Origin of the sequence: Streptomyces sp. NPDC002032 (genome assembly GCF_042890765.1) — a bacterium.
In the GTDB taxonomy this organism is placed as follows: Bacteria; Actinomycetota; Actinomycetes; order Streptomycetales; family Streptomycetaceae; genus Streptomyces.
In genome coordinates, this window is the sequence record NZ_JBIASM010000026.1 from 41988 (window position 1) to 62334 (window position 20347).

At 76.1% G+C, this 20347-nt stretch carries 19 protein-coding genes and 1 riboswitch; of the genes, 6 read left to right on the top strand and 13 right to left on the bottom strand.

The window, feature by feature from the left end; genetic code table 11:
• Window positions 1-5: 5 nt before the first annotated feature.
• Window positions 6-161, bottom strand: a riboswitch (cobalamin riboswitch).
• Window positions 162-594: 433 nt separating this feature from the next.
• The 3 genes from cobG to ACFYYT_RS34385 are packed head-to-tail and all read left to right on the top strand — an operon-like array spanning window position 595 to window position 4005.
• On the top strand, window positions 595-1875 hold the full coding sequence (gene cobG / locus ACFYYT_RS34375) for a precorrin-3B synthase (protein WP_351824689.1): 1281 nt from the start codon (window positions 595-597) through the stop codon (window positions 1873-1875).
• A 4-nt stretch (window positions 1876-1879) separates the two neighbouring features.
• Entirely contained in the window at window positions 1880-2527 is a 648-nt protein-coding gene (locus tag ACFYYT_RS34380; protein ID WP_351824686.1) for a precorrin-8X methylmutase, read from the top strand.
• The gene (locus tag ACFYYT_RS34385) at window positions 2524-4005 is read left to right on the top strand and encodes a precorrin-2 C(20)-methyltransferase (RefSeq protein ID WP_351824683.1); all 1482 of its coding nucleotides are present in this window, start codon (window positions 2524-2526) and stop codon (window positions 4003-4005) included. The genes ACFYYT_RS34380 and ACFYYT_RS34385 overlap by 4 nt, the downstream gene beginning before the upstream one ends.
• A 96-nt stretch (window positions 4006-4101) precedes the next feature.
• Here the strand turns inward: ACFYYT_RS34385 and ACFYYT_RS34390 are convergent, their stop codons facing one another.
• The 4 genes from ACFYYT_RS34390 to cbiE form a co-directional block, all read right to left on the bottom strand.
• The gene (locus ACFYYT_RS34390; protein ID WP_351824680.1) at window positions 4102-4602 is read right to left on the bottom strand and encodes a hypothetical protein; all 501 of its coding nucleotides are present in this window, start codon (window positions 4600-4602) and stop codon (window positions 4102-4104) included.
• Between the two features lie 89 nt (window positions 4603-4691).
• Window positions 4692-5462 (bottom strand): cobalt-precorrin-6A reductase, encoded by a 771-nt coding sequence (locus tag ACFYYT_RS34395; protein ID WP_351824677.1) that lies wholly within the window; start codon window positions 5460-5462, stop codon window positions 4692-4694.
• Window positions 5452-6201, bottom strand: coding sequence for a precorrin-4 C(11)-methyltransferase (cobM, locus tag ACFYYT_RS34400; protein WP_351824674.1), 750 nt, complete (start codon window positions 6199-6201; stop codon window positions 5452-5454). The genes ACFYYT_RS34395 and cobM overlap by 11 nt, the downstream gene beginning before the upstream one ends.
• Window positions 6198-7445, bottom strand: coding sequence for a precorrin-6y C5,15-methyltransferase (decarboxylating) subunit CbiE (gene cbiE, locus ACFYYT_RS34405; RefSeq protein WP_351824671.1), 1248 nt, complete (start codon window positions 7443-7445; stop codon window positions 6198-6200). The genes cobM and cbiE overlap by 4 nt, the downstream gene beginning before the upstream one ends.
• Window positions 7446-7796: 351 nt before the next feature.
• On the opposite strand from cbiE, the gene ACFYYT_RS34410 reads away from it, so the two are divergent.
• On the top strand, window positions 7797-8744 hold the full coding sequence (locus tag ACFYYT_RS34410) for an oxidoreductase (RefSeq protein WP_351824668.1): 948 nt from the start codon (window positions 7797-7799) through the stop codon (window positions 8742-8744).
• Window positions 8745-8935: 191 nt separating this feature from the next.
• Window positions 8936-10327: a hypothetical protein gene (locus ACFYYT_RS34415; protein WP_351824665.1), complete on the top strand. Its 1392-nt coding sequence runs from the start codon at window positions 8936-8938 to the stop codon at window positions 10325-10327.
• A gap of 83 nt (window positions 10328-10410) precedes the next feature.
• Here the strand turns inward: ACFYYT_RS34415 and ACFYYT_RS34420 are convergent, their stop codons facing one another.
• Both ACFYYT_RS34420 and ACFYYT_RS34425 read right to left on the bottom strand, forming a co-directional pair.
• Complete coding sequence (locus tag ACFYYT_RS34420; protein ID WP_351824662.1) at window positions 10411-10923, bottom strand: hypothetical protein; 513 nt, start codon at window positions 10921-10923, stop codon at window positions 10411-10413.
• A 140-nt stretch (window positions 10924-11063) separates the two neighbouring features.
• Window positions 11064-11999: a trypsin-like peptidase domain-containing protein gene (locus ACFYYT_RS34425; protein WP_351824659.1), complete on the bottom strand. Its 936-nt coding sequence runs from the start codon at window positions 11997-11999 to the stop codon at window positions 11064-11066.
• 216 nt (window positions 12000-12215) lie between these two features.
• On the opposite strand from ACFYYT_RS34425, the gene ACFYYT_RS34430 reads away from it, so the two are divergent.
• The gene (locus ACFYYT_RS34430) at window positions 12216-13289 is read left to right on the top strand and encodes a phosphatidylinositol-specific phospholipase C domain-containing protein (protein WP_351824656.1); all 1074 of its coding nucleotides are present in this window, start codon (window positions 12216-12218) and stop codon (window positions 13287-13289) included.
• Window positions 13290-13386: 97 nt separating this feature from the next.
• On the opposite strand, the gene ACFYYT_RS34435 is transcribed toward ACFYYT_RS34430, so the two are convergent.
• From ACFYYT_RS34435 to ACFYYT_RS34465, 7 genes are all read right to left on the bottom strand, one after another.
• Window positions 13387-14130, bottom strand: a complete 744-nt coding sequence (locus ACFYYT_RS34435) for a 4'-phosphopantetheinyl transferase superfamily protein (RefSeq protein ID WP_351824653.1) — start codon at window positions 14128-14130, stop codon at window positions 13387-13389.
• Window positions 14127-15380, bottom strand: a complete 1254-nt coding sequence (locus ACFYYT_RS34440) for an MFS transporter (RefSeq protein ID WP_351824651.1) — start codon at window positions 15378-15380, stop codon at window positions 14127-14129. The genes ACFYYT_RS34435 and ACFYYT_RS34440 overlap by 4 nt, the downstream gene beginning before the upstream one ends.
• A 34-nt stretch (window positions 15381-15414) precedes the next feature.
• On the bottom strand, window positions 15415-15711 hold the full coding sequence (locus ACFYYT_RS34445) for a hypothetical protein (RefSeq protein WP_388610468.1): 297 nt from the start codon (window positions 15709-15711) through the stop codon (window positions 15415-15417).
• Between the two features lie 401 nt (window positions 15712-16112).
• Complete coding sequence (locus tag ACFYYT_RS34450; protein WP_351830106.1) at window positions 16113-17432, bottom strand: glutamate synthase-related protein; 1320 nt, start codon at window positions 17430-17432, stop codon at window positions 16113-16115.
• A complete protein-coding gene (locus tag ACFYYT_RS34455; protein WP_351830104.1) occupies window positions 17429-18415 on the bottom strand; it encodes an asparagine synthetase A in 987 nt (328 codons plus the stop codon). Before ACFYYT_RS34455 ends, ACFYYT_RS34450 begins: the two co-directional genes overlap by 4 nt.
• A gap of 71 nt (window positions 18416-18486) precedes the next feature.
• Window positions 18487-19803, bottom strand: a complete 1317-nt coding sequence (locus ACFYYT_RS34460; protein WP_351830102.1) for a methylaspartate mutase — start codon at window positions 19801-19803, stop codon at window positions 18487-18489.
• On the bottom strand, window positions 19800-20231 hold the full coding sequence (locus tag ACFYYT_RS34465; protein ID WP_351830110.1) for a cobalamin-dependent protein: 432 nt from the start codon (window positions 20229-20231) through the stop codon (window positions 19800-19802). The genes ACFYYT_RS34460 and ACFYYT_RS34465 overlap by 4 nt, the downstream gene beginning before the upstream one ends.
• Window positions 20232-20347 lie beyond the last annotated feature (116 nt).

The following is a 20347-nucleotide window of genomic DNA, read 5'->3' on the forward strand; positions in this document are numbered from 1 at the left end:
GCGCCCCGGGCAGTGAGGACGACGGGAGTTCCTGACTCACCCCGCCGATCGCTCCGCGGGGTTCACAGTGGCGGGACCGCGCCGGAATCGCACCGGGCTTCCTCCCATGTCGCCGTCCTCGGCGATGACGGGCCGAGTGGCCCGTCGGAAGGTCATCCTAGGCGGCGTCGTCCCTGGCCGGGAGTGGGGGTGGCCGGAGACGGTGCTGGTCCGGGCCGTTGGTGGTTCGGACGGGGGGCGCTCTGGTGCGGTGTCCCTGGCCGGGAGCGGGGCGGGGGGCGGGGCGGGGCGGTCCGGGCCGGTGGTGGTTCGGGGCTGCGGTGGTTCGGGCCGGTGGTGGGGCGTACGCGGGGTGGGACCCGTCGGTGGTGGTTCGGAGCTGAGTGGCCGGGTGGTGGGCGTCCGGGCGGGGGTGGTCCGGGTCGGGGGGCGTCGGGACTCTGCCCCCGGGGCCGGGCGGCAAACGCCGGTGGGGGCGGGGTCCGCCCCGCGCGAGGGGGCGTCCGGGGGCGGCCGTCGCTCCGGTGGCGGGGGCCGGGGAGGGTGGCGTCGGACACAGGCCGGGGGTGGGCAAACGTGGGTATGCTCGCGGCCATGCCCCAGCCCCCTTCCGCCGTGTCGCGGGACGAACCCGTCATACGGGAACGCGGTGACGCCTGCCCCGGCGCCCTGCGCCTGCACGCGGCGGACGACGGGTACCTGGCGCGCGTGCGGATCCCCGGCGGGCTCCTCGACGGCGCCGCCGCACTGCTGCTGGCCGATGCCGCGGACCGGCTCGGCGACGGCCACATCGACCTCACCTCCCGCGGCAACGCGCAGCTGCGCGGACTCGGCGCGGGCTGCGGCGGGGAGCTGGCCGCGGTGCTGGAGCGGGCCGGGCTGCTCCCCGCCCCCTCCCACGAGCGGGTCCGCAACATCGTCGTCTCCCCGCTGACCGGCCTCGACGGATCCGGCCGGCCGGACGTGTCGGGCTGGGTCGCGGAGCTGGACGGGCTGCTGTGCGCGGATCCGGCCGCGGCCGGGCTCTCGGGACGCTTCCTGTTCGCCCTCGACGACGGCCGCGGGGACGTGGCCGCCCTCGCCGGGGACGTCGTCGTGGTCGCCCGCCCCGACGGCGGGGCCCTGGTGTCGACGGCCGGCGCGCGCCAGGGGGTCCGCGTCGCCGCGCACGACGCCCCCCGGGCCGCCCTCCTCGCCGCCCGCCACTTCCTGGACGCCGCCCGGGCCGCCGGCACCCGGGCCTGGCGGGTGAGCGAACTGCCCCCCGAACACGCCCTGGATCCGGCCGGGTTGCAGGACTGCCTGGCGGCCCGCGGCATCGTCGGCCGGATCGAGGGCGCGCCCGTGCCCCCGCCCGGGGACGGCCCCGAACCCGGACGCGTAACCGGCGCGGACGGGCGCGCCGCGCTGTCCGTGCTCGCGCCGCTCGGACGCCTCGACAGCGCGCAGTGGCGGACCCTGGCCGGGCTGAGCGGCCGGCTGCGGCTGACGCCCTGGCGCGGGGTCGTCGTCCCCGGGCTGACCGGGCAGGCGGCCGCCCGGGCGCTGGGGGTTCTCGCCGACGCCGGGCTCGTCACCGACCCGGCGGATCCCTGGCGGTCCGTCACCGCCTGTACGGGAACGCCCGGTTGTGCCAAGTCGCGGGCCGACGTACGCGCCGACGCACGGGCCCTGGTACGCCGTACGCCCGGACCGCTGCCCGTGCACTGGTCCGGATGCGAGCGCCGCTGCGGACACCCGCGCGCCGCCGCCTGGGTGGACCTCGTCGCCACCCCGCAGGGGTACGAGGTCTCCGCGCCCGGGCGCCCCACCGCAACGGCCCGGCACCCAGATCTGGCGGAGGTCCTCACGGCCGCCCGCAGCACCATCCAGTGAAGAAATGAGCGAGTACACCGTGTTCGAGTACGAGAAGGACGGCGCCGCGATCTACCGGCAGTCCTTTGCCACGATCCGCGCCGAGGCGGACCTCTCCGGGCTGCCCGCCTCCGTCGCCCAGGTCGCGGTGCGCATGATTCACGCCTGCGGGATGACCGACCTGCCCGGGGACCTCGGTTACACCCCGGACGTCGTGCTGCGGGCGCGAGCCGCACTCGCCGCGGGGGCGCCGGTCCTGTGTGACGTGCAGATGGTCGCCAGCGGGGTCACCCGCAAGCGGCTGCCCGCGGCCAACGAGGTGATCTGCACGCTCTCCGACCCGGCCGTGCCGGAACTCGCCGCGAAGATGGGCACCACGCGCAGCGCCGCCGCCCTCGAAGTCTGGCGCGACCGGGGCCTGCTGGAGGGGGCCGTGATCGCCGTCGGCAACGCGCCCACCGCGCTGTTCCGGCTGCTGGAGATGATCGAGGAGGGCGCCCCCCGCCCGGCCGCCGTGATCGGCGTGCCCGTCGGTTTCATCGGCGCCGCCGAGTCCAAGGACGCGCTCGCCGCGCACCCCTCGGGCCTGGACCACCTGATCGTGCGCGGCCGGCGCGGTGGCAGCGCCATCGCGGCCGCCGCCGTCAACGCGATCGCGAGCGAGGAAGAATGAGCAAGCTGTACGGCGTCGGGCTCGGGCCCGGCGACCCCTCCCTGATGACCCTGCGGGCCGTCGAGGCCATCGCCGGAGCAGATGTGGTCGCCTACCACAGCGCCCGGCACGGCCGTTCCATCGCCCGCTCGATCGCCGCCAAGCACCTGCGCTCCGACCACATCGAGGAACCGCTGGTCTACCCGGTCACCACCGAGACCACCGACCATCCCGGCGGCTACCAGGGGGCGATGGACGAGTTCTACGAGGCCGCCGCCGCCCGCCTCGCCGCCCACCTGGACGCCGGGCGCACCGTGGCCGTGCTCGCGGAGGGCGATCCGCTCTTCTACAGCTCGTACATGCACATGCACAAGCGGCTCGCGGACCGGTACCCGACCGAGGTCATCCCCGGCGTCACCTCGGTGAGCGCCGCCGCCGCCCGGCTCGGCACCCCGCTCGTCGAGGGCGAGGAGGTGCTGACGATCCTGCCCGGCACCCTCTCCGAGGAGGAGCTCACCGCCCGGCTCGCCGCCACCGACTCGGCCGTCGTCATGAAGCTCGGCCGCACCTTCCCCGCCGTACGGCGCGCGATGGAGGCCAGCGGCCGGCTGCCCGAGGCCCGTTACGTGGAGCGCGCCACGATGGAGGGCGAGCGCACCGGCGTCCTCGCGGACACCGACCCGGACAGCGTGCCGTACTTCGCCGTCGCGGTGGTGCCCAGCCGGATCGGCAACCCGGGCAGCGTGCCCTCCGGCCCCGGGGAGGTCGCGGTCGTCGGCACCGGGCCCGCCGGGCCGCTGTGGCTGACCGCCGAGACCCGGCGGGCGCTGGCCGACGCGGAGGTGCTGGTCGGGTACACCACGTACCTGGACCGGGTGCCCGTGCGGCCCGGGCAGGTGCGGCACGGCTCCGACAACAAGGTGGAGTCCGAGCGGGCCGAGTTCGCCCTCGACCTCGCCCGGCGCGGCAAGCGGGTGGCCGTGGTCTCCGGCGGTGACCCCGGGGTCTTCGCCATGGCCACCGCGGTTCTGGAGGTCGCCGGGCAGCCGGAGTACGCGGACGTGCCCGTACGGGTCCTGCCGGGGGTGACGGCGGCCAACGCGGCGGCCGCCGCCGCCGGGGCCCCGCTGGGCCACGACTACGCCACCATCTCGCTGTCCGACCGGCTCAAGCCGTGGGAGGTCATCGCGGAGCGGCTGCGGGCGGCGGCCGCCGCCGACCTGGTGCTCGCCCTCTACAACCCGGGCTCGCGCAGCCGGACCTGGCAGGTGGCGCAGGCCAAGGAGCTGCTGCTCACGCTGCGTTCGCCGCAGACCCCCGTGGTCGTCGCCCGGGACGTGGGCGGCCCCCGTCAGTCGGTGCGGATCGTCACCCTGGACGCGCTGGAGCCCGAAGAGGTCGACATGCGCACGATCCTGCTGGTCGGCTCCTCGCAGACCCGGGTCACCGAGCGCCCCGACGGGTCGAGGGTGACGTGGACCCCGCGCCGCTACCCCTGAGCCGCCGCCCGTGACGGGCAGCCGCCGCCCGTGACCGGCAGCCCGCCGCCGGTGACCGGCAGCTGACGTCCCCGGCCCGCCCAGGGCCGCGGGGCGTCAGCCCGCGCAGCCCGTCAGGACGTCGGCGCAGCCCTGCACCTCCTGGGGCTCCAGGGTGAGCAGCTGCCACGAGACCACGCCGGCCGGGGGAGAGTCGTCCTGCGGGGCGGGCTCGATGTGCGCGGTCACCGGCGCCCCGGCCGGCAGGTTGAGCCGGGTGACCTCCCCGGCGGTGCACGACACGCCGAACGTACGGTCCCCGGCGCCGCCGTCCCGCGACAGGACGAGGGTGACGCGGGGGCTCTCCTCGCTGTCGCAGGCGATGTCGAAGCGGTACGGGCGCTCCCCGCCGGTCTCCAGTTCCTTCGCCAGCCCGGCGGCGAGGAAGGCGGTCCCGCGCATCGTCACCCTGCCGTTCCCCGTGCCCTTGCCCAGGACCTCGTCGGCCCGCTGGAGCGCGTCGTCGGGCTCCCACCCTCTGGGGGCCGCTTTCTCGCCGCATCCGGTGACGAGCGCCGCGCAGGCCAGGATCAGGACGAGGGAGTGACGTATCCGCATTCCCTCAGCCTAGAGGGTGTGGTGCACGGGCGGGACCGGCCGGACGGCCGGTGCGCGGGGGGCGCGCGCGGACGGCCGGAACACGAGGGTCAGGGCCTGTGGTCCGGGCCGGCGAGCCAGCGCAGGGCGGCCTCCACCGACGGGGCCTCGGCCACCCCGGCCGGTACCGCGGGACGGCGTACGACCAGGACCGGGACGCCGGCCTCCCGCGCGGCGGCGAGCTTGGGGGCCGTCGCGGAGCCGCCGCTGTCCTTGGTGACCAGGACGTCGATGCGGTGCCGGGCCAGCAGCTCACGCTCGGCGGGGAGGCTGAACGGGCCCCGCTCCAGGAGCACTTCCAGCCGCGGCGGCACCGGCCCGGCCGGGGGGTCCACCGAACGCACCAGGAACCAGGGCTCGGTGAGGTGCGCGAAGGTGTGCAGGCCCATCCGGCCCGTGGTCAGGAAGACCCGGTCCGCACCCCGCCGGGCCAGCAGCCCGGCCGCGTCCTCCAGGGACTCCGCGAAGGTCCAGGCGTCCCCCGGGCCCGGGCTCCAGCCGGGACGGCGCAGCGCCAGCAGCGGCACGCCCGTCAGCGCCCCGGCCCCGGCGGCGTTGAAGCTCATCCGCTCCGCGAACGGGTGCGTGGCGTCCACGACGTGGGTGACGCCGTGCCCGGTGATCCAGGCGGCCAGCCCGGCGGTCCCGCCGAAGCCGCCGATCCGGGTCTCGCCCGGCGGCAGTACGGGAGCCGCGACCCGGCCCGCAAGCGAGGTCGTCACCCGGGACGAGGGTTCGTGCTCCAGCGCCTGCGCCAGCCGGCGGGCCTCCGTGGTGCCGCCCAGGATCAGGACGTGCGTCCGGGCCGGATCAGCAGACATGCCGGTCGCGTTCGGGGGAGTACAGGTGGCTGTCGCGGAACTGCTCCGCGCCCAGGGTCCGGCCCACCATGATCACGGCGGTGCGCACCAGCCCCGCCTCCTTCACCTGCGGGGCGATGTCGGCGAGGGTGCCGCGCAGGATCAGCTCGTCGGGGCGGCTGGCCATTGCGACCACCGCCACCGGGCACTCGGCGCCGTAGTGCGGCAGCAGTTCGTCCACGACCCGCTCGACGTAACGGGTGGCCAGGTGCAGCACGAGCAGCGCCCCGCTGCGGCCGAGCGTGGCCAGGTCCTCGCCGGGCGGCATCGGCGTCGCCTGCTGGGCGATCCGGGTCAGGATCACCGTCTGGCCGACGGTCGGGACGGTCAGCTCCCGCTTGAGGGCGGCCGCCGCCGCGGCGAAGGCCGGTACGCCCGGGACCACCTCGTAGGGGATGCCGGCCGCGTCGAGGCGGCGCATCTGCTCGGCCACCGCGCTGAACACCGAGGGGTCCCCCGAGTGCAGCCGGGCCACGTCCTGACCCGCCTCGTGGGCCCGGATGATCTCGGCGACGATCTCGTCCAGGTTCAGCCCGGCGGTGTCGACCAGCCGGGCGCCGGGCGGACACTGCTCCAGGAGCTCGCGGGGGACCAGGCTGCCCGCGTACAGGCAGACGGGGGCGGCGGCCAGGGTCCGGGCACCGCGCACCGTGATCAGGTCGGCGGCGCCGGGGCCCGCTCCGATGAAGTACACGGTCATGTCTGATCCTTCTCCTTGGTTACCGACCATTGGGTGACGGGCATCGCCTGCCGCCAGCCCGTGAAGCCGCCGACCGCCGCGGCGTGCGAGACGGCCAGCTTGACCAGTTCGCCGCCGAGCCGGCGGTAGCGCTCCGCGAGGACCGCTTCCGATTCCAGGGTCACGGTGTTGACGACCAGCCGGCCGCCGGGGGACAGGGCCGCCCAGGCGGCGTCGAGCAGGCCAGGCGCGGTGAGGCCGCCGCCGATGAACACCGCGTCGGGCGCCGGGAGGCCGTCCAGGGCGGTCGGCGCCGCCCCGACGACCACGCGCAGGCCGGGGACGCCGAGCGCGGCCGCGTTGCGGGTGATGCGGGTGGCGCGCTCCGGGACCCGCTCCACCGTCACCGCGCGGCAGGCGGGGTGCGTACGCATCCACTCGATGGCGATCGAGCCGGAACCGCCGCCGATGTCCCAGAGCAGCTCGCCGGGGGCCGGGGCCAGGGCGCACAGGGTCGCGGCGCGGACGTGGCGCTTGGTGAGCTGGCCGTCGTGTTCGTAGGCGGCGTCGGGCAGGCCGGGCGTCGCGCCGAGCCGGGGCGCCGGATGGGACGGGTCGCGGCGGCAGTCGACGGCGACCACGTTGAGGGGATCGCCCGGCGGGTGCTCCCACCGCTCGGCCGTGCCCTCGTACGCGTCCTCGTCCTCGGAGCCGAGCCGCTCCAGCACCCGCATCCGGCTCGGGCCGAAGCCGCGGCCGCACAGCAGGGCGGCGATCTCGGCCGGGCTGCCCGCGCCGGAGCTCAGCACCAGCACGCGCCTGCCCTCGTGCAGGGCTGCGGCGACGCGGGCCACGGGGCGGCCGACCACCGTCACCACCTCGGTGTCCTCCACCGGCCAGCCGAGGCGGGCGCAGGCGTAGGAGACGGAGGAGGGGTGCGGGTGGACCCGCAGGGCCCCGGCGCCGAGTTCCTCGCACAGCGCCCGGCCGATCCCGTAGAACATCGGGTCCCCGCTGGCCAGGACGGCGATGCGGCGTCCGGCGTGCTCGGCCATCAGCCGGGGCACGGCCGGGCGCAGCGGGCTCGGCCAGGACACGCGCAGTCCGGGGCACGGGCCGGCCGGCAGCAGGTCCAGCTGGCGGGGCCCGCCGATCAGCACCTCGGCCGAGGCCAGCGCGGAGCGCGCGCCGGCGGTGAGCCCGGCCCAGCCGTCGGCGCCGACGCCGACCACCGTCACGGGGGTGGGGGGGAGTGCGGGGCTCACGGCGGGGCTACCTCGGGGGACGGGAGAAGGGATACGCACGGGACGGCTCCGCAGCTTACCGCCGCCCCGCACGGTCCCGGGGGGCCGGGTGACCTGCGCGGAAACCCCCGGCGGCGGCGCCGGCACCGGGGGGCGCGGGCCGGGTCCGGGGAGGCGGGGCGGGCGCGCGGCCCGGGGCCCGGGAGGGTTCGGCCGCCGGGTGGGGCGGGGGCCGCGGCGGGGCCGCTGTCCGGGGGGTGAGTAGGGTGGCGGCGAGTGCCCGAGCCCGACCTGTCAGAGCCCGCCCCCAGAGCCCGACCTGTCAGAGCCCGCACCCGTCAGAGCCCGCACCTCCGCGCCGAGGGAGTCGCCGTGACCGGCTGGAACGCCACGCACATCCCGGACCAGGGCGGCCGGACCGCCGTCGTGACCGGGGCCAACAGCGGCATCGGGTACGTCACCGCCCGTGAGCTGGCCCGTCACGGCGCGGCCGTGACCCTGGCCTGCCGCAGCGCCGCGCGCGGCCGGGCCGCCGTCGTCCGGCTGCGCTCCGAAGTGCCGGGCGCCGAGGTGGAGTTCGCTCCGCTGGACCTGGCCGACCTGGCCTCCGTAAGGGAGTTCGCGCGGGCCTACGGGCAACGGCACGCCCACCTGGACCTCCTCGTCAACAACGCCGGGGTGATGGCGCTGCCGTACGGGCGGACCGCCGACGGGTTCGAGACGCAGTTCGGCGTGAACCACCTCGGGCACTTCGCCCTGACCGGCCTGCTGCTGCCGCGGCTGCGGGCGGCCGCCCCCGGGGCCCGGATCGTCAACGTCTCCAGCGGGTTCCACGTCCTGGGCGACGTACGCCCCGAGGACCTCGACCCCGATCCGGCACACCGCGCGGACGGCTACCGCCGCTGGACCGCCTACGGCCGCTCCAAGACCGCCAACCTGCTGTTCACCCACGAACTGGCCCGCCGCTTCACCGCCGCGGCGGCCACGGTCACCGCCGCCGCCGCGCACCCCGGCTACGCCTCCACCAACCTGCACGCCGGGGCCGCCGCCCAGGAGGGCCGTACGTTCGGCTCCCGCGCCCTGGCCCTCGGCAACGCGGTCCTCGCGCAGTCCGCCGCCTCGGGCGCCCTGCCCACCCTCTACGCGGCCACCGCGCCCGGCGTCACCCAGGACGGCTTCTACGGTCCCCGCCTCGGCTGGCGCGGCGCCCCGGCCCCGTCGTGGCGGGCGAAGCGCACCCTCGACGACGCCGCGTCCGAGCGCCTCTGGACCGCCTCGGAGAAACTCACGGGCGTCTCGTACGCCTCCCTCCCGCGCTGACGGCACCCGGGCCAACGTGGCGCCTGCGCCGACGACTTCGGGATTCTGGAGCCGCAGTCCCAGGAAAGCCCCTTGCCCGGGCCGCCCCCTCCCGTCCCGCGCGGGCGTGCCTCCGTCCGCCCCCGCCGTGCCTCCGTCCGCCCCGGACGCGGGGTGACCTCCGGGGCCCGGGGCGCCGGACACTCGTCGGCATGGACGACACTCCGGACAACCACTCAGAAGGCCGCGACCACGCGGTGGTCCTCGGAGCGGGGCTCGCGGGACTGCTGACGGCACGGGTGCTCGCGGAGCGGTTCGCGCGGGTCACCGTCGTCGAACGGGACGAACTGTCCGAGGACGGGCCGCGGTTCAGGCCCGGCGTACCGCAGTCCCGGCACGCGCACGTGCTGTGGGCGCGGGGCGTGGACGTGATGGAGGGCCTGCTGCCCGGGATCACCGCCGAACTGACGGCGGGCGGCTGCGCCCTGCTGGAGTCGCCCCGCGACTTCCTGTGGCTGAGCCCGGCCGACTGGTTCGGGCCGCTGCCCGGGACCCGGGTGCTGCTCGGCAGCCGGGAAGTCATCGACTGGACGCTGCGCCGGGCCGTCCTGCGCGACGGGCGGATCCGGTTGCTGGCCGGCCGGGCTGCCGCCGGCCTGGTCGCCGGGGCCGACGGCCGCTCGGTGGCCGGGGTGACCCTGCGCGAGGACGGTCCGCTGCCGGCCCGGCTCGTCGTCGACGCCACCGGACGCACCTCCAGGACCCCGGCCTGGCTGGCCGCCCTCGGCTACCCCGCCCCGGCCCTCACCCGCTACGACTCCCACCTCGGTTACTCCAGCCGCACCTACCGCACCCCCGCGGACCCGGCGCGCCCCTGGCGCGGCATGTACGTCCAGGGCCGCCCCGACAGTCCGCGCGGGGGCGTGCTGGTGCCGGTCGACGGGGACCGCTGGCTGGTCACCCTCATCGGCAACGGGGAACACGCCCCGCCCACCAAGGACCCGGACTTCCTGGAGTTCGCGCGCGGTCTGCGCAGCCCCGCCCTGTACGACGCGATCCGCGAGGCCGAGCCGCTGTCCGACCCCACCGGTTTCCGGGGCACCGCCAACGAACGGCGCCACTACGAACGCGCGGACCGCTGGCCCGAGGGCCTCCTCGTGGTGGGGGACGCGGCCTGCCGGTTCAACCCCGTGTACGGGCACGGCATGACGGTCGCCGCGCTCGGCGCGCAGGCCCTGCACGAGGCCCTCGCCGGGCTGGACACCGAGGGGATCCCGGCCGCCTGCCGGGCCCTCCAGCGGCGCACCGCCCCGGCGGCCTCCGTCGCCTGGCAGATCGCGACCAGCGAAGACCTGCGCTACCCCGGCACCGAGGGGCCGCCGCCCGACCGGGCGACCAGGATCCTCCAGCGGTACATGTCCCGGGTGATGGTGGGTGCCAACACCGACGCCGCGCTCTGCGCCCCGTTCTTCGGGGTGCTCTCCCTGACCGCCCCGCCCACGACCCTGCTCAGCCCGGGCACCGTGCTCCGGGTCCTGTCCAAGTGGCGGCTGCCCACCAGCCCCGAGGCCCCGGCCTACCCGCCCCACCACCGCTCTCCCTAGCGCCGTGACGTCGCCGCCCGGGCCCGGCGCGACCGGGTCCGGGCGGCGACGTCGGGCGCGGTGCCCAGTCCGTCTCTTTCGTCCTAGTCGTCGGGGAAGGGGATGGGCAGCGGGTCGGGAATGATCCCGATCAGTACGACCGAGCCGTTCTGCTGGGCGGCGACGCCGATCGCCGAACCCTCCGCGTAGAGGGCGGCGAGCAGCGGGACGAACATCGCATCGAGCTCGGGGAAGTCCTCGACGGCGTCGCCGAGGACCTTTTCGAGGGCCGATGCCGCGCTCGTGACCATGGTGACGGCATAGGGATTCAGATGGATCTTGTATCCGAGGTCCAGGAATCCGTAGAGCTCGCACCAGATTTCCGGGCCGCTGTCGGGGGACAGCGGGTTGCGCGCGCGCAGGTCGGCCAGAACGGCCTCGTCCACGGCCACGGGGGGCAGGGCCCTCGCCTCCAGGGCCCGGCGCACCGATGCCTCCAGGTCGAGCTCCGATTCCAGGTCCTTGGCCTGCGCCTGCCTGCGGGCGAAGACCTCCTGGATCTGCTGCACCCTCGCCTGGATCTGGTCCTTACCGGGTGTGCCAACGCTTTCGGTCATGATCCTCCTTGACCTACCTCGTGCGGCGTGCCGATCGGCGTCACCCATTGAGCCGGACGGGCGCCCGGCCGTCCATTGCAAAATCCGGCCATATTATCCGACGTCATATTTTGCCGGTCATTCCGGTGTCGTTCACCGGGTCAGGGGGCGTCCCCGGCGGCGCGCTCGTACAGGGCGCGGACGTCGTCGCCGAAGTAACTGCTGTACGAGGTCAGCTCGTCGCCGCCGCCGTCCCGGCCGCCGATCACCCCGATCAGGGTGTGCCCGCCGGTCAGGACGGGGCCGCCGCTGGTGCCGTTGGGTACGTCCGCGCAGTCCAGCCGCAGCTGCGTGGGTCCGTCGGCCACCGCGGTGTTGGAGCAGGCCAGCGGCTGCTCGGTGTCGTTGGGGTAGCCCACGAGCCGGGCGGGGGCGGGCAGCGCGGGCCGGAAGCCGATGGTCTGCGCCCCCGTGACGTCCTCCAGCCGCTGCCCGGGGTGCCCGGGGCGGCGCACCCGCAGGAACGCCACGTCGTGGTCGGGGTCCGAGGACTCGGTCCAGCGGGGGTCCACGTACACGCGGGTCGGCACCCACACGCCGTAGGGGGCCGTGCCGTCCTGGTAGCCCGGGACGAAGGCGAGGTTGGTGCGGAAGCCGCCCGCGTACACGCAGTGCGCGGCGGTGACGACGAGGTCGCCGCCGGGGGAGCCGACCACGGCGGCCGAGCAGTGGTGGTCGGAGTCCCAGTCCGGGCCGGGGGAGAACAGCGCCCCGATCGCCGGCTCGGCGGGCACGGTCCGGGCCTCCAGCGGGTCCGAGGGCCGCCAGGGGGCGGCGGCGGGGGCGCCCTCCGTGAGGATCCGGGCCTCCTCGCGGCCCCCGGACGGCTCGGTGAGCCGCTCCAGAGCGGCCCGGGCCGCCTCGTCGGCGAGCCCCTCGTCCTGGACGTACCGGCCGCGCGCCGGGTCCCCCTCGGCGACGGGGCCCAGCAGGGCGCCCAGCTCCGCCCGGAAGGACAGGCCCACGGCGACGAGGCCGCAGCAGACTCCGGCCAGGACGCAGAGCCGCAGCGCCCTGCCTCTCACCGTGACGGCCATGTACTGCCCCCGCTCCTGAAGGTCATCCGAGCTCGTCCGATCTCATCCGCCGTTCCGTCCGACGGGTGCATAGGGGGCGGAAGTTCCCGAATCGGAGCGTGGTGGTCCGCACACTGCGCCGACCGCCATCTGCCGTCCTTCCGCCCGTCACCCAACTCCCCTACGCTCCAGCCGACTTGGGCCGGAAGGTCATACAGGCGGACGGGAGCCGAAAAGATGAGCATACGGAAGCGGACGGCGGGCGCGGTGCTGGCCTCCCTCGTGACCCTGGGCCTCGCCCTGGGCACGGCCCCGGCGGGCGCCACGGGCGCCGGGGGAGCGACGGCAGCCGGGCGGGCCGCCGCGGACCTCCCGTACGCGGGCTCGACGGGCGTCGGCGTGCACAACGCCTACGAGAAGGCGAAGTACCCCTACTTCGCGGACGCCCTCGACTCCGGCGCCGCGATGCTGGAGCTGGACGTGTGGACCAACTTCTTCGGCAGCTCCTGGCGGGTCTCCCACGACAACCCCTTCGGCAACAACAGCAACTGCGAGAACGCCACCAGCCCGGCCCAGCTGCGCACCAAGTCCCGAGACCAGAACCTCGCGGGCTGCCTCTCCGACATCCGCAGCTGGCACGACGCCCACCCCGGGCACCGGCCCGTCGTCCTCAAGCTCGAACTGAAGGACGGCTTCGCCGCCAACCTGGGCCGCGGCCCCGCCGACCTCGACGCGCTGCTCTCCTCGAAGCTCGGCGATGCCCTGTACCGCCCGGCCCAGCTCGCCGCCGGCCACCCCGACCTGGACACGGCCGCCCGCGCCGGAGCCTGGCCGGCCCGCTCGGCGATGGCCGGGAAGTTCCTCGTCGAGCTGATCCCCGGCACGGTGGAGGAGGGCAACTCCGCCGACAAGCTGTGGACGGACCGCGAGTACGCGGAGTACCTGCGCTCGCTGGCCGGTTCGGGCCGGCTCGCCCAGGCCGCCGCCTTCCCGGCCGTCCACCGCGCCGAGCCGGGCGACCCCCGGGGCCGGTACGCGGATGCCACGCTCCGCCCCTGGTTCGTGGTCTTCGACGGCGACGCGAGCGCCTACGCCTCGGGCTCCATCGACACGGCCTGGTACGACCGCAACCACTACCTGCTGATCGCCACCGACGCCCACAACGTCGCCCCGGCGATCGACGCGGTCCGCCCCACCGAAGCCGAGGCCCGGGCCCGGGTGGCCCTGATGGCCGGCCACCACGCCTCGATCGCCTCCGCCGACTGGTACCCGCTGCCCCAGGTCCTCTCCGCCGTCCTCCCGCGCGGCTGAACGCCGGTACCCCCGGTCGGATGTCCGGCCGGGGGTGCGGCCGCACGTACGGGGGCCGGGGCACGGCGACCGGCCCCCGACGCGTCCCAGGCGGCCGCTAGCGGCCGAGCGGGGCGTCCGGGAGGCGGAGGGCGAGCGCCGCCCGGTGTCCCTCCGGTACCCGCACGTCCGACAGTGACCACCCCGCCAGCCGGGCGGGTACCGGGCCCGAGCCCACGTAGTCCGCCGCCGGATCCTCCGACAGGCCCACCCCCAGCCCCTTCAGATACGCCTCCTTGCGGGTCCACACCCGGGTGAAGGCGGACGACCGCTCCCCGGCGGGCAGCAGGGCCAGCTCCGCCGCCTCCCGCGGGTGCAGGACGTCGGCGGTCTCGGCGATCGCCTCCGGCCGCACCAGCTCCTCCACGTCCACCCCCACCGGGGTGTCGGCGAAGGCCAGCAGGCTGATGCCGGTGCAGTGCGACAGCGAGAAGTGCAGGGCCCCGCCCGGGAGCACGGGCCGCCCGTGCGGTTCGTCGCAGTGCGCGCAGGGCGCCCGCTCCACGGTGACCTCGCGCGGGGCCAGCCCCAGGTACGCGCCGAGCAGCCGGCGCAGCGCGACGTGCGCGCAGACGTAGCTGTCCCGGTCGGCCGCGAGCGCGAACTCGGCGGCCCGGAGCAGCTCCTGGGAGTCCAGGGTGCCGGGCGCGTGGCGGGCCGCGTGCGCCCGGTAGGCGCTCGTGTCCACCAGCCACAGCTGCGGGTCCGCGGCCGCCAGCACGGCCCGCGCGGGCCCGGGGTCCGTGAGCGTCCGGGGCAGGAGCAGCCCGCCGGCGGGGGCCACCCCCGCCGGGGCGCTCATGCCGCGGCCGCGACGGGCAGCTCCGTCACGGCCGGCTCCTCGGTGTGCGCCGGGTGGCGCAGGGCCAGCACGGCGGCGACCGGAGACACGAAGGCGATGGCCCCGCAGACCAGCCAGGTGGTCTGCACCCCGAGGGCCAGCGACAGCGAACTGAACACGGCGATCGAGATAGGCGCCGTACCGATCCCGGCGAGCGAGAGCGTCGACATCGCGGCGCCCATCCGCTCCTCGGGGGCGGACTGCTGGTACAGGGTCACGATGGCCGGGCCGTTGAGCCCCGACAGCAGACCGACCCCGGCCGCGACGGCGGTGAGCGACACCACGGTCGGCATCAGCGCCATCACCAGGATCCCCGCGGCGAGCCCCGCCCCGGTCACGACGAGCCGGACGAACATCGGGATGCGGTGCGCGAGCGCCGCGCCGACCGCGCTGGAGCCGAGCGCGCCCACGCTGAACGCCGCCAGGACGACGCCCACCGCGCTCACGCCCCAGCCGCGCTCGGAGACCAGCAGCGGCAGGGCCACCTCGGCGGGCCAGCTGAAGGCCATGTCCAGGCAGAGGGCGGCGACGAACATCCAGCGCAGCCGGGGGTGTCGGGCCAGCAGCCGGAAGCCGTCACCGGACCGCTTGACGAGGGACACCCCGGGCTCGGGCCGCGGCCGTACGAAACCGTGGGTCACGTGCAGCAGGCAGCCGAACCAGATCGCCCCCGTGACCGCGCCGACGAGCAGGGCCACCCACAGCTCGCCGACGGTGATCAGGAACGCCCCGGCCGGGGCGCCCAGGATCGGCGCGACGCGCAGCACCATCGCGTACAGGGAGTTGGCGCGGGCCAGCTGCTCCCCCCGGGCGAACATCGGCAGCAGCACGCCCGAGGCGGGGCCGGCCAGTCCCAGCAGCACCCCCTCGATCAGGGCGATCACCACCAGCGGCCACAACTGCTGGGCGGTGGCGGTGAGTACGGCGCCGACGGCGAGCAGGGCGACGCGCGCGGCGGTGGTGCGCAGCAGGACGAACCGGGGGCCGAGGGTGTCGGCCACCGCCCCGCCGAAGATCAGCATCAGGGCGCGGGGCACGGTCGCGGCGAGCATCAGCACGGTCACCGCGCGGGTGCCGCCGAGCTGGACGGCCGTCCAGTTCATGGCGATGAGCAGGGCGAAGCTGCCGAGCTGGACGGCGGCCTGGCCGCCCACCAGGGAGCCGACGCGGCCCCATTGCACGCGCTCGCGCGGTTCGGGGGTGGTGTCCATGGTGCACCTTCTTCGTGAGGGGATCGACGGATGGTCAGGGGCGGGGCCGGGCCGCCAGCGCCCGGGCCACGGCCCGGCGGGCGGCCCGGGCGAGCCGGGGGGCGGCGGGCGGGGGCCCGTACGTACGCAGTTCCAGGCGGCCGCCGAGATGGCCGAGCCCGGCTTCGGCCAGGGCCAGGGCGGCGGCGCGCGCCGCGCGGGCGCCGGCGCCCGGCGGCGGAGCCTGCCCGGCACCGGTACGGGCGCCGGCGATGGCATCGGCACCGGCACTGGCACTGGCACTGGCACTGGCACTGGCACTGGCACTGGCACCCAGGGTGACGCCGGGCACCTCGCCGAAGCGGAACCACGCCCGTACGGTCCCGCCCCGCCGGGCCCGCCCCGGTCCGCGCGGGGCCGCCGGAGCGGGCCGGTGCCCCGCCCGCTGCGGGCTCCCCCGCCGGGCACCGGTCGCGGGGCCACGGCGGGGGCGCCCGGCGCGGGCCCGGCGCGCGGCCGCCCCGGGCCGGGCGGGCCCGGGCCCGGCACGCCCTACCGGCCGGGCGGGCAGCCCGGCCGCCCCGGCCGCTGCGGAAACCCCGGCCGCTGCGGAAACCCCGGCCGCTGCGGAAACCCCGGCCGTTGCGGAAACCCCGGCCGCCCGGTCGGGCCCGGTCGTTCCGGCCGTCCTGGGTGTGCCGGCCGCACCGGCCACCACCCCGGGCCCTTGCGGGGGGCCGGGCGCCGGGGTGGTCACCGGGGCTCCGCGGACGGGGCCGGCGTCGGCGTCGGCGTCGGGAGGCAGGGGGTCCCCGGGGCGGCGGGCTCAGGGGACCACAGGTCTTCGGGGGCGAGGTCGGCCGGGCGGTACTTGCCGAGGGCGCTGATCAGGAGCCGGGCCTCCAGCGCCAGTGCCTCCACCAGCCGGACCAGCCCCGCCCCGGGGTCCTCGTCCACGGCGAGCAGCGCCGCCCGGCCCAGCCCCACCGCCGTCGCACCGAGGGCCAGCGCCCGCACCGCGCGGCCGCCCTCCCACATCCGGCCCGACGCGAGCAGGTTCCCCGCCGGGCGGCCGATGCGCCGCAGGGCCTCGCCGAGCGGCAGCCCGGCCCCCTCCAGGAACACCCGAGGTGCCCAGCCGGTACCGCCCTCGGCGCCGTCCACCGTGACGGCGTCGGCGCCCGCCGCCCAGGCGGTGGCGGCCGCGGCGGCGATGTCGCGGCCCGGGTGGAACTTCACCCAGGTGCGGGCCAGCGGGAAGTTGTTCCGCATGAACCGCAGCTGCTGGCGCACGATCTCCTCGGTGAAGGTCCCCGGGGTCGCGCACCGCAGCAGCCGCCCGCCGGGATCGCCGAGCAGGTCCCGTATCGCGAACTGGCCTCCCAGCCGCCCGGCTTCGGCCGCCCCGACCACCGTCATCCCGCCGAGGCCCGGCTTCGCGCCCTGGCCCGCCTTCAGTTCGAAGCCGAGCCGGCCGGAGTCCCGCAGCGGCCGGGTGCCGGGATCGCTGTAGAGCAGGTTCCACACCTCGGAGTCGGCGTCCTCGGTGGACTGCTGCACCACCACCCCGCCCACCCCGTCGGGGAGTTCCTCCGCGTACGCCGCGACCCGCTCCAACAGCGCCGAGCTGCTGCCGTAGCCGTGCACCGGGACCATGTTCTCGCCGATCACCATCGGGATCCCGAGCCGTGCCGCCTGCCGGCCCGCGGCCACGCCGAGGTCACCGCTGCCGGCCCGGGTGGATCCGAACGCCGAGAGGTAGAGGGGGAGGGAGCAGGCGAAGCCGCCGACCCGGGTGCGCAGGTCCACGTCCTCGTACGAGGGCTCCCGGCCCAGGTCGATGAGCTTCTCCAGCCTGCGCGGCATGAACACCGGCGGAACGATCCGCAGCGCGTCGAGCGCATCGGGGGCGCCGGCGGCATCCGGCACGCCGCCCGGCTCCGGGCCGTCGCCGCCCGCCCCGAACAGCTCGGCCCCGTACGCGCCCGCCGCCGGGAACACCTCGGCCGTCCCCGCCCGCGCCCGGGCCCGTACGGCAGCCTCGGGGAACCCGGCGGCCCGCAGCCCGCTCACGGCGCGATCACCCCCGGCAGCTTCGGGTAGGCGCTGACCTGCCACAACGCGTCCAGTCCGGTCAGGAACCGGACGAGGCGCTGCAACCCCATCCCGAAACCGGCGCTCGGCTCGATGCCCTCGCGGGCCAGCTCCAGGTACCAGGCGTACTTCGCCGGGTTCTCCCCGCTCTCCCGCATCCGGGTCACGATGGCCGCGTACCGGCTCTCCCGCTCGCTGCCGCTGACCAGCTCCCCGTACCCGCCGTGCGCGATCAGGTCGAAGTTGCGCAGCACGCCCGGGCGTTCGGGGTCCTCGCGGTCGTAGAAGCCGCGCGATCCCTTGGGGTAGTCGTTGACGAAGAAGGGCCGGTCCGCCTCCAGGGAGAGCACCCTCTCGCCCTCCCAGTCGATCTCCGCGTCGGGGCTCTGCGGATGGCCGCGCCCGATCAGCCGCGCCACGGCCTCCCCGTGGGTCAGCGCGTCGAACTTGCCCTGCCGCAGTTCGGCGAAGTCCAGCTCCTCGCGGCCCAGTTCGCGCAGCAGGTGCGGCACGGCCGTCCACACGTGGTCCACGACGTGCGTCAGCAGTCCGGCCGCCACCTCCTGGGCGTCGGCGCGGGTCCCGCCCGCCAGCTCCACGTCGATCTGGTGGAACTCCACCAGGTGCCGTCCGGTGGCCGCCGTCTCCGGCGGCTCCACGCGGACGTTCGGCGCGATGTAGAAGAGCCTCGGGAAGCCCTTCAGCGAGGCCTGCTTGTAGAGGATCGCGCTCGTCATCAGCTTGTAGGGCTGCCCGTAGTAGTCCACGTCGAGCGCTTTCGCGCCGCGGCCGCCGGGATCCGTGACCGGTCCGACCAGCGGCGGCAGCAGCTCCACGAAGTCCGCGCCGCGCAGGAACTCCCGCGCCGCGTACAGCACTTCCTGCTGCACGAGCATCGCGGAGCGCAGCTGCGGGGAGCGCAGGTGCTCGCCGAGCGGGGGAGGGGTGCGAAGGTCGTCCATGCCGACTCCTGGCTGTCCGAAGGGAGGGAGAGGGGGAGGGGAAGGGGAAGGGGGAGGGAGCGGGGAGGGGGTCATGTGCGCGGCCCGGGGCCGTCGTAGCGGCGGGCCACCGACCCCAGGGCGGCGAGCAGTCCGTCCGAGGTCAGGGCCCCGCGCGCGGGCCCCTGCGGGCGCGCCGCCACCGGCATCCCGCCGACCTCGGACCAGCGCAGCCGGCCGCCCTCGTCGACGAAGCTGCGCGAGCGGCCCGCGTTGTCCGGGTGCAGGCAGTACGGGACGTCGAGCACGCCCCGCGCGAACGCGGCGCGCAGCGCCCGGCCCGGGTCGTCCGCCAGCTCCAGCACGGCCTCCACGAAGGCCCGGGCCTCCCGGTACACCTCGCCGCCGGCCGGCCCGGGCGGATCGGCCGGGTGCGCGCACAGGGCCGCGGTGGCCGCCGCCGTCTCCAGGGCCCGTACGTTCTCCAGCACGGTCGGGATCCGGTGCGCCTCGGCGGCCGTCTTCACGATCAGGCGCTGCGCCCCGGCCCGTACGGCGAGCCGGGCCGAGGCCTCCACGAGCCGGGTCGCGCCCCGTGCCGTGCGGGGGAAGACGCCCATGTAGGTGTAGAGGACGACGTGCCGGTCCACGTCGGCGGGGAGGAACTCGGCGGCGAGGCGCCGCAGTGCGCGGACCGCCTCCGCGTCCTGCGCGGGGTCGGTCTGCTGGGCGTAGCTGAGGGAGACGCTGCGGATGCCGTGCCGGACGAAGAACATGCCTTCCAGCAGGCTCAGTGCCACCAGCAGCCCGGGCGGGCAGAGCTGGCCGAGCATGCAGCCGCCGAAGCTCTCCAGGTGCGGCAGGCGCGGGGCGGGCACCAGCGCGGCGAGCAGTTCGCAGCAGCGGGCCCAGTTCTCCACGGACTCGGCGAGCGGGGTGCGTCCGTAGGGCAGGCAGTACGAGACCGGTCCGCCCTCGGTGGCGTCGAGTCCGGCCGCGGCGAGGGCCCGGATGATGGCCTCGGGACGGGAGGAGCCGTGCCGGACCTGGACGGGGAACGCCGGGTCGAGCACCCCGTCCAGCAGGGAGCGGGTGAGGCCGGTGGAGTGGGTGGCGATGGGATATCCGTTGAGGGGAGTGCCCTCGGCGACGGCGGCCCGGGCGGCGTCCTGATCGCCGACCCGGGTGTAGCTGTCGATGGTGAGGGTGCCGACGGTGGTGGCGACGGCGCGCTTGGTGCGCTCCAGTCCGGCCCGCATCCGGCGCGGGTCGCTGAAGCCCATCCGGGGCTGGACGACGAGCTGTCCGCGGGCGGCCGCGCGGGCGACGAAGCCGCCGAAGGAGGTGGCGGGGGCACCCGGTCCGGGGGACGCGGCGGCGGGGGCCAGCAGCGTGGCGCCGCCGCTCATGCCACGGCCTGCCGGATGCCGTGGCCGCCGCCCGCGAGGGCGTCGAGGAACTCCCGCAGGGCGCCGGTGTCCCCGTCGTCGAAGACGGCGTCGCAGCCCGCGTCGAGGAGCCGGCCGCGCTGGAGGGGGTCCGCGACGCCGGCGACGCCGAGCTTGCCGCCGATGACCAAGGGCAGCGTCACGCCGGCCCGGCGCAGGGCCCGGACGGCGCTCAGGCCGTCCCGGTAGCCGTGTCCGTTCACGCTGCTGACGACCACGAGGTCGGGGCGGCCCGGCCCGTCGGCCGCGCACGCGCCGGCCAGCAGGCCGTCCGGTACGCAGGGGCCCAGGTTGTGGACCCGGTGTCCCAGCTCCTCCAGGAAGAGCTGGAGGTAGACCAGGTTCCAGGTGTGGGAATCCGATGCCGTACCGCTCAGCAGGATGTCCATATTCCGTCGTCGCATACGAGGAATATAGGAAGCGGAAAAGCGCCCGAGGGGAAGTTGCGGCGGCAGTATCGGGGAATGGTGAAAGAGGTGGCGGCGGGTGTTTGAAGGACATGCGA